The 7,973-nt window shown below is 73.0% G+C and carries 8 protein-coding genes; 3 read left to right on the plus strand and 5 right to left on the minus strand.

Translation table 11 applies throughout. The annotated features are described in order from the left end of the window. Positions 1-144: 144 nt before the first annotated feature. Together AB0H57_RS32065 and AB0H57_RS32070 are read right to left on the minus strand one after the other, a co-directional pair. Complete coding sequence (locus AB0H57_RS32065) at positions 145-1,590, minus strand: MFS transporter (RefSeq protein ID WP_357512411.1); 1,446 nt, start codon at positions 1,588-1,590, stop codon at positions 145-147. 67 nt (positions 1,591-1,657) lie between these two features. Continuing rightward, positions 1,658-1,894, minus strand: coding sequence for a hypothetical protein (locus AB0H57_RS32070; RefSeq protein ID WP_357512412.1), 237 nt, complete (start codon positions 1,892-1,894; stop codon positions 1,658-1,660). Positions 1,895-2,043: 149 nt separating this feature from the next. Between AB0H57_RS32070 and AB0H57_RS32075 the strand changes: the two genes are divergently transcribed. Beyond that, positions 2,044-3,213, plus strand: a complete 1,170-nt coding sequence (locus AB0H57_RS32075) for a geranylgeranyl reductase family protein (protein WP_357512413.1) — start codon at positions 2,044-2,046, stop codon at positions 3,211-3,213. Positions 3,214-3,267: 54 nt separating this feature from the next. Then, positions 3,268-3,450 carry a hypothetical protein gene (locus tag AB0H57_RS32080; protein WP_357512414.1) on the plus strand — a complete coding sequence of 61 codons (183 nt, stop codon included), beginning with the start codon at positions 3,268-3,270 and terminating at the stop codon, positions 3,448-3,450. A 57-nt stretch (positions 3,451-3,507) separates the two neighbouring features. Here AB0H57_RS32080 and AB0H57_RS32085 read toward each other — a convergent pair whose 3' ends face one another. After that, positions 3,508-5,301 (minus strand): 5'-nucleotidase C-terminal domain-containing protein, encoded by a 1,794-nt coding sequence (locus AB0H57_RS32085; protein WP_357512415.1) that lies wholly within the window; start codon positions 5,299-5,301, stop codon positions 3,508-3,510. A gap of 232 nt (positions 5,302-5,533) precedes the next feature. Between AB0H57_RS32085 and AB0H57_RS32090 the strand changes: the two genes are divergently transcribed. Next, positions 5,534-6,436 carry an SDR family oxidoreductase gene (locus AB0H57_RS32090; RefSeq protein WP_357512416.1) on the plus strand — a complete coding sequence of 301 codons (903 nt, stop codon included), beginning with the start codon at positions 5,534-5,536 and terminating at the stop codon, positions 6,434-6,436. Positions 6,437-6,498: 62 nt separating this feature from the next. Here the strand turns inward: AB0H57_RS32090 and AB0H57_RS32095 are convergent, their stop codons facing one another. Together AB0H57_RS32095 and AB0H57_RS32100 are read right to left on the minus strand one after the other, a co-directional pair. After that, positions 6,499-7,158, minus strand: coding sequence for a nucleotidyl transferase AbiEii/AbiGii toxin family protein (locus AB0H57_RS32095; protein ID WP_357512417.1), 660 nt, complete (start codon positions 7,156-7,158; stop codon positions 6,499-6,501). Next, complete coding sequence (locus AB0H57_RS32100) at positions 7,155-7,496, minus strand: hypothetical protein (RefSeq protein WP_357512418.1); 342 nt, start codon at positions 7,494-7,496, stop codon at positions 7,155-7,157. The genes AB0H57_RS32095 and AB0H57_RS32100 overlap by 4 nt, the downstream gene beginning before the upstream one ends. Between the last annotated feature and the right edge of the window lie 477 nt (positions 7,497-7,973).

The following is a 7,973-nucleotide window of genomic DNA, read 5'->3' on the forward strand; positions in this document are numbered from 1 at the left end:
AGACCGTGCAGGTGTCCGCCTACCCGGACGCGTACGCACAGTGGGAGCAGCAGGCCACCGACCTGGTCGCCCAGCACTGGAACAGCTGAGCCAACCCGAAGGCCGGCACCCGACAACGGGTGCCGGCCTTCGGCGTACCCGGGGTCAGGCCGGCCGGCGGCGGCCGGCCACGATGTCCACCACGGCGGCGACCAGCGCCAGCACGACGATCCCGGCAGCCAGCAGCAGCGAGTGCCGGAACGCCACCGCCCAGTCGCCCCGGTTCTCGGCCAGGGTGGAGAAGAACAGCGCGCCCACCCCCGCGATGCCGGCGGCCGAGCCGATCCGCTGCCCGGTCTGCAACATGCCGGCGCCGCTGCCGGCCATCTGCACCGGCACCTCGGAGAGGGTGAGGGTCTGGTTGGGCGCGATCACCAGGCCGCTGCCCAGCCCGGCGACGAGCAGCGGCAGCGCGGTACGCAGCGGAACGTCGTGGTGCGGTCCGCCGGTCAGCACCAGGTCCGTCGCGACCAGCCCGACCACCACGCCCAGCAGCCCGATGGCGACCAGCGGACGACCGTACCGGGTGACCACCCGCCCGCCGAGCGCCGAGGCGCCAGCCGCGCCGAGCGCGAACGGGGTGATCGCCAGGCCGGCGATCAGCGCGCTGTAGCCCAGGCCGATCTGCAGGTAGAGGGTGAAGATGAAGAAGATCGCGGTGAAGCCGGCGAAGTAGATCAGGCCGATCAGCGAGCCCAGCGCGTACGAGCGCAACCCGAACAGCCGCAGGTCGAACAGGGGTTGGCGGGTGCGGCCGTACCACCGTTCCCAGGTCGCGAAGCCGGCCAGGAACGCCAGCCCGGCCGGGATCAGCGCCCATTTCTGCGGGCCGTGCCACTGCTGGCGTTGCACCAGCGGCAGCAGCACCAGGGTCACCCCGACGCCGAGCAGCAGCACCCCGACCGGGTCGAGCCGGTGCCTGCCGGGGGCGCCGGTGGGGCGGCCGGGCATCAGCCGCCAACCCAGCAGCACCGCCACGATGCCGACCGGGATGTTCACGAAGAACACCCACCGCCAGCCGTGCTCCGCGCCGCCGAGCTGGATGAGTAGCCCGCCGAGCAGCGGCCCGACCGCGGTGGAGATGCCGATGGTGGCGCCGAGCAGCCCGAACGCCCGCCCCCGCTCGGCACCCCGGAACAGCTGTTGAATCACCCCGCTGACCTGGGGGTTGACCACCCCGGCGGCGGCGCCCTGGACGAGCCGGGCGGCGATCAGCCACTCCGGCGAGCGGGCCAGCCCGGCCAGCGCGCTGGTCACGGTGAACAGCGCGACGCCGAGGACGAAGGCGTTGCGCCGGCCCCGCGCGTCGCCGAACCGGCCGGCTGGCACCAGCGCCAGGCCGAAGGTGAGGGCGTACCCGGACAGCACCCACTGCAGATCGCTCGGGGTGGCGTGCACGGCCCGGTCGATCGACGGCACGGCGACGTTGACGATGCTGACGTCGAGCAGCGTCATGAACGCCGCGACCAGGCCCACGCCCAGCGCCTGCCAGCGCCGCCGGTCGTCGTACCCCAGGGTTTCCGTCGGTGTCGACGACCGGTCCGTGCTCATGGTGCCCTCCGACCGCCGCCGGTCACGCCTTCCTGGTCGCTACCCGGCGTCCGCCCGGCCAAACGAGTCAGGCCGGCTGGCGGGCACACCACCGGGGGCCGAAGTCCAGCCCGGCCATCGGGGAGTCCTCCCGGTGCAGCAGGCCGCGCTCGGTGAGCAGGTGCAGCGGCTCGCTCAACTCCTCCTCGGCCAGCCCGGTCTCCTGGGCGATCAGGTCGGGATAGGGGACGGTGCCCCGGGCCTCCAGCGCGGCCACCGCCTGGTAAACCCGTTCCTCGGTCTCCGACAGCCGTACCTGCGGCATGACGTTCCTCCTCGCGGTGGTCCGCCCGACCGGCGGGCGGTCTGCGCCGGGCGGTTACCCCGCCGCCGCCCGATGATGCCCACCCGATCGGGGGGTCCGCGACGACGCGTCGCGGGCGCCGCCGACGGGGGCTGGCCTAGGCTGCACCGGTGGTCGTCTGGGATCTCGCGGTCGTCGGCGGCGGGCCCGCCGGCCTCGCCGCGGCGCACGCCGCCGCCCGCGCCGGGGTGCGCACCCTGCTGGTGGAGCGGGCCACCCATCCCCGGTACAAGACCTGCGGCGGTGGACTGATCGGGACCTCGCTGGCCGAGGTGGCCGACCGGATCGACGTGCCGGCGCACGACCGGGTCGACCGGGTCACCTTCACCCGGGACGGGCGGACCGGCTTCACCCGCCGCCACCCCGAAGGTCCGCTGGTGGCCATGGTCCGCCGCGAGGAGTTCGACGACCGGCTGCGGGCCGCCGCGCTGGGCGCCGGCGCCGAGATCCGCGAGGGCGTCGCGGTCCGCGCGCTGACCCAGGACCCCGACGGGGTACGCCTGCGACTGGCCGACGGCCCGGAGGTGCGCGCCCGGTGGGTGATCGGCGCGGACGGCTCCTCCGGTGTCACCGCCCGCCACGTCGGCGTCCGCTTCCGACAGGTGGATCTCGGGCTGGAGCTGGAGCTGCCGGTGCCCGCCGCCGAGCAGGAGCGTTGGCGGGGCCGCGTGCTGCTGGACTGGGGGCCGCTGCCCGGGTCGTACGCGTGGGTCTTCCCGAAGGGCGACCGGCTGACGGTCGGGGTGATCGCCGCCCGGGGCGCCGGCGAGCGGACTCGGGCCTACCTGCGCGACTTCGTCGACCGGCTGGGTCTTTCCGACGTGCGGCCGGAGCACGACTCCGGGCACCTGACCCGATGCCGGGCGGAGGACTCGCCGCTGCGCCGCGGCCGGGTCCTGGTCGCCGGGGACGCGGCCGGCCTGCTGGAACCCTGGAGCCGGGAGGGGATCAGTTACGCGCTGCGCTCCGGTCGGCTGGCCGGTGCGGCGGTGGCCGCCGGCGACCCGGCCGGCTACGAGGGGGCCGTACGTGAGCGGCTGGTGCCGGAGATGCGGGCCGGGCACCGGCTGCTGGAGGTCTTCGAGCGCCGGCCCGACGTCTTCCACACGCTGCTCGCCACGCCGCCCGGCTGGCGGATGTTCGTCCGGTTCTGCCAGGGCCGGGCCAGCTTCGACCGGACCCTGTCCCGGCGGCCGGTCCGGGCCGCGCTCGCCCTGCTGGACCGGCTGCCCCCGACCCGGACCAGGGCCGTCTCCCGAGCACCCGTCGACCGTGGCTGACTCTCGGTCCGGCGTCCGATCCCACCGGTGGCGTCCGGGGCCCACAATGCAGCCATGAGCGAGCCCCACGAGTCGTTCACCGACGAGGAGTACGCCTTCCTGCGGCACGTCCGCTTCGGCGAGCTGCCGCCCCGGGTGGCCCCGGAGGACCGGGCCACGGCGACCGAGACCGAGGCGCCCCGCGACCGGCCGGAGCCGGTCGGCGAGCACGAGTGGGACCTGCGGGGCGGCGGCTGACGACGGCGACGGGCCGCGGACCCACCGGTCCGCGGCCCGTCCCTACCAGCGTGACGGTCAGAAGACCGGCACGCCCGCGCGGACCAGCCGCCAGTTCGGCACGAAGAAGTCGGCCGGGTCGATGACCCCCTTGGCCTGCGCCCAATCGATCAGCAGCTGGCGGATCTCCTGCTGCTCGTTGTAGACCTGGGTCTTCACGATGCCGGGGAAGTTGCCGCCACCGCTGCGCCGGTAGTTGTTCACCGCGACGACGAACTGGGCGTCCGCGGCGACCGGGGTGTCCGTGCCCGCCAGGACCAGGCGGGTGATCCGCTGGCCCACCGGCTTCGAGATGTCGATGTCGTAGGCGACGCCGGAGAACACGTCGTAGTTGTAGTCCGGCACGCTCGGCTCGTTGATGTTCGCCAGGTCGACGGGGGTGCCGACCGGCGACGTCTTGAAGTACTTCGCCGAGTACTCCAGGTACGCCTTCACCTCGGCGCCGGTCAGCACGACCGCCTCCAGGGTGTTGTCGTACACGTAGAGGCCGGCCACGTCGCGGATGCGCACGTCGCCCTGCGGGAAGACCGCGGTGCGGCTGAAGGGCGCCGCGATCGACAGCACCGGCAGGCCCGCGTACGCGGTGCCGGCCAGCGCCGCGGTGACCACCTCGGTCTGCACGTGGTTGATGAAGTCCAGGATCGGGGTGTCCTTGTACCGCGACTCGGCGGCGGACAGCTCCTCGCTGGACTGCGCGACGACCTCGTTGACGTAGTCGACCGTCTTGTCGTGCTGGCCGCGCACGGCGGCGAGTACCGCCGGGTCCTCGACCACGGTGTTGCTGTTCAGCGTGGTGGCGCCCTTGGCGACGACCTTCCAGCTGCCCTTCTCCCGGGTCAGGGTGAAGTCCATCCGGGTCAGCCGCTGGCCCCACTTCGACGGCTCCGAGGTGAGCACCCGCTCGCCGGTGCTCAGGTTGGTGACGAACTTCTCCGGCACCTCGCTGTGGGCGTGGCCGAACAGGATCGCGTCGATGCCGGGGACCTGCTCGGCGATGAGCGCGACCGGGTTCTCGTTGGGCAGCTCCGGACCGTAGCTGGAGGTTCCGCTGTCGCCGCCGTGGGCGGAGATGATCACCAGGTCGGCGCCGCGCTGCCGCATGATCGGCACCCACTTGGCGGCGGTCTCGACCATGCCCGGGAAGACCAGCTTGCCCTCGACGTTGCCCTTGTCCCAGATGGCCACGCCGGGGTTGGTGAGGCCGAGGATGCCGACCTTCAGGCTCGGCGCGCCGCGCCCGCCGAGGTCGACCTCCTTGATCACATACGGCAGGAATGCCGGCTTGCCGGTCTTCTCGTTCACCGCGTTCGCGGCCAGCGCCGGGAAGCCGAGCTGCTCGATCCAGGCTGCCAGCAGCGGCAGGCCGTAGTTGAACTCGTGGTTGCCCAGCGTCACCGCGTCGTACTTCAGCACGTTCATCGCGTTGGCCATCGGGTGCGTCGCGCCGGTGGCGGTGATCGGCTCCTGCTTGGCGTAGTACGTGGCCAGCGGGGTGCCCTGGATGGTGTCGCCGGCGTCGAGCACCAGCGTCGCCCGGCCCCGGCGCTCGGCGCGGATCTGGTTGACCAGGGTGGCGAGCTTCGCCACGCCGACGTCGTTGTGGTTGCTGTCGTCGTACTCGGCGTCCTTGTAGTAGTCCCAGTTGTAGACGTTGCCGTGGGTGTCAGAGGTGCCCAGGACCGTCAGGTCCCAGGTCTGTGGCGCCGGCTTGCCCGCCGCCCGGGCCGGCGCACCGGCGATCAGCGGGGCGGACGCCGCGGCGGCCGCGACGGCGAGCACCTGGCGGCGCGAGGCGCCGGAGGAGGAGGTCATGAGGTGCCTTTCCATGGGGGTGGAAGCGCCGCAGCGGGCGCCGTTGCGCACCATAGACGAGCAGCTGTCACTTCTGCCACAGCCTCGCGCGGTGTTTCACTTCACCGGCGCCTGGCGGCACCCGGGTGTAACACTGCGGCCACCTGGCGCGCCGTCGCCCCACTGTTTCTGCCGCCGCTGCCGGGGTAGCCCAGAAGAGGACCAGGCGGACGAACCGCGCGAGGAGATCCCGGTGAGCGAAGACCAGTACACCCAGCAGCACCCCACCAGTCAGTACGGGCAGCGGCAGGGCCAGCCGGGTCAGCAGCAGTCGGCGCCGGGCACGGAACGGCGGATGGGGCCGAAGCCCGACCACGGCGAGGAGTCGTACCGGGGCAGTGACCGGCTGTCCGGCAAGCGCGCCCTGATCACCGGCGGCGACTCGGGCATCGGCCGGGCCGTCGCCATCGCCTTCGCCCGCGAGGGCGCCGACGTGCTGATCTCCTACCTCGGTGAGGAGGAGGAGACCGACGCCCGGGAGACCGTGCGGCTCGTCGAGGAGGCCGGCCGCAAGGGGGTGGCCGTCCGCTGCGACATCCGGGAAGAGGCCAACTGCCGGGAGTTGGTCGACCGCATGCTGTCCGACCTGGGCGGCATCGACATCCTGGTGAACAACGCGGCCTACCAGATGGCCCAGGACAAGGGCATCTTCGAGATCAGCACCGAGCAGTTCGACCGGGTCTTCAAGACCAACGTGTACGCGATGTTCTGGCTCTGCCGGCTGGTCGTGCCGCACCTGGCCGAGGGCTCCACCATCATCAACACCTCGTCGATCCAGGCGTTCAGCCCGTCGCCGCAGTTGCTGGACTACGCCACCACCAAGGCGGCGATCGCCAACTTCACCAAGGCACTCGCGCTCAACCTGGCCGACCACGGCATCCGGGTCAACGCCGTCGCGCCCGGTCCGATCTGGACGCCGCTGATCCCGGCCACCATGCCCGAGGGGAAGGTGGAGCAGTTCGGTACCGACACCCCGATCGGCCGCCCCGGGCAGCCGGCCGAACTGGCTCCCGCGTACGTCTTCTTCGCCTCCCAGGAGTCCAGCTACGTCACCGGCGAGATCCTCGGCGTGACCGGCGGCAAACTCACCCGGTGACCCGCGGCCGGGGCCGACGCGCTCCGGCCCCCGCGCGTGGCTCGCCGACGGGGCGGGGCCGGTCAGCGGGGCCAGCCGGCCAGCCGCTCCCGCAGCCGGGCGACCCGCGCGGCGTCCAGCCCGTACCGGGCGAACCGGCGATCCGGCACCCGGTCCAGGTACCGGCCCGCCGCCCGCACGTCCTCCGGGTCCAGCGCCGGGTCGACCTGCCGGGCCAACTCCAGCAGTTCCGCGACCCGGTAGTGGTCCAGCGCCGCCGCGACGTCGATGTAGTCACGCACCTCACGGCGGTTGACCAGCGCGGCGGTCTTGTTCGCGACCAGGTCCCGCACGTCCATCACCGGCCCGAGATCCATCACCACCGGGCTGCGGTACCGGTCCAGTCGGGCCAGGCTCAGCCGGATCTGCCGGCCGTCGCGGCTCACCACGAAGTCGCGTACGTCCTGGTCGAAACCCGGGAACAGCTCACCCAGCTCGCTGTCCGGGTCGGCCCCGACCACGGTGAAGCCGTCCCGCTCCAGTGCCGCGCGGACCTCGGTGGCCGCCGCGGCCGCCGCGCCCTCCACGTCGGCGAAGAGGTCGACGTCCTCGGTCGGCCGGGTCACCAGTCCGTGCGCCGCCCAGGCAACCCCGCCACCGAGCACGAACCGGTGGGGGCCGGCCGCGGACAGGGCCACCCGGGCCACCTCGCGGTAGAACTCGTGCAGGTGCTGCCCGCTCACGCCGTACGCAGGCCCCGGTGCCGGCTCTCCCAGGCCTGCCGGACACCGTGCGGCAGGTTGAGCCGGTGCCACACCCGGCGCAGCGTCCGCCCGTCGATCAGCTGCCGGAGGTCGTCGGCGCGGGTGCTCTCCCGCAGCACGTTCTCGTACATCCAGAGCAGGTCGTCCGGGTCCCCGAGGTCGAAGGTGCGCTCGCCGCACCACATCAGCCGTACCGGGAGTTCCACCACGCCCCGGGTCGGGCCGGCCAGCTCGGCCAGCGTCCGCGCCACCACGGCGGGGCGACCCGGACGGGCCAGGAAGGCCACGCCGGCCGTGGTGGGGGAGAGCGCCTGCACGCCCTCAGCGTAACCCCATTTCACCCACCTCCCCCTCCCGCATGCAAGGAGGGCCCCTGTTAACACCTGGGGCAGGCCACCTTCGGCTCACCCGCCCGTTCCACTCGTCGGCATCGGCCGTTCCCGCGTGACGTCACGTTCGTGGGCGTCGGATGGGGTCTGGGGCTACTGGGCGACGGTGACCGGTGTGCGGTGTCGGGGTCCGTTCGCACCCGAGCGTGGGCCGGCGGTCGGGACGGCTGGGTGGTTGTGGGGTGGGGTGTCGGGTTTCGGGGTGTGACCGGCCGCACCCGGTCGGTGGAATGGCGGGCGGGGTGGGGTCGTTACATCACCCGGACGACCGTGGCAGCAGGCCGACCCCCTTCGGGTGGGGGCCGCCGCCGGGAATGATGGTGGGCCGCCGGTCGTTACACATGGTCCGGCGCCGTGTAGCGGCCCCGCCCCGCGCGCCGGATCCCCCCTCAAAGGCTTTTGTGA

It is taken from the genome of Micromonospora sp. NPDC050686 (genome assembly GCF_040654475.1).
GTDB lineage: Bacteria > Actinomycetota > Actinomycetes > Mycobacteriales > Micromonosporaceae > Micromonospora.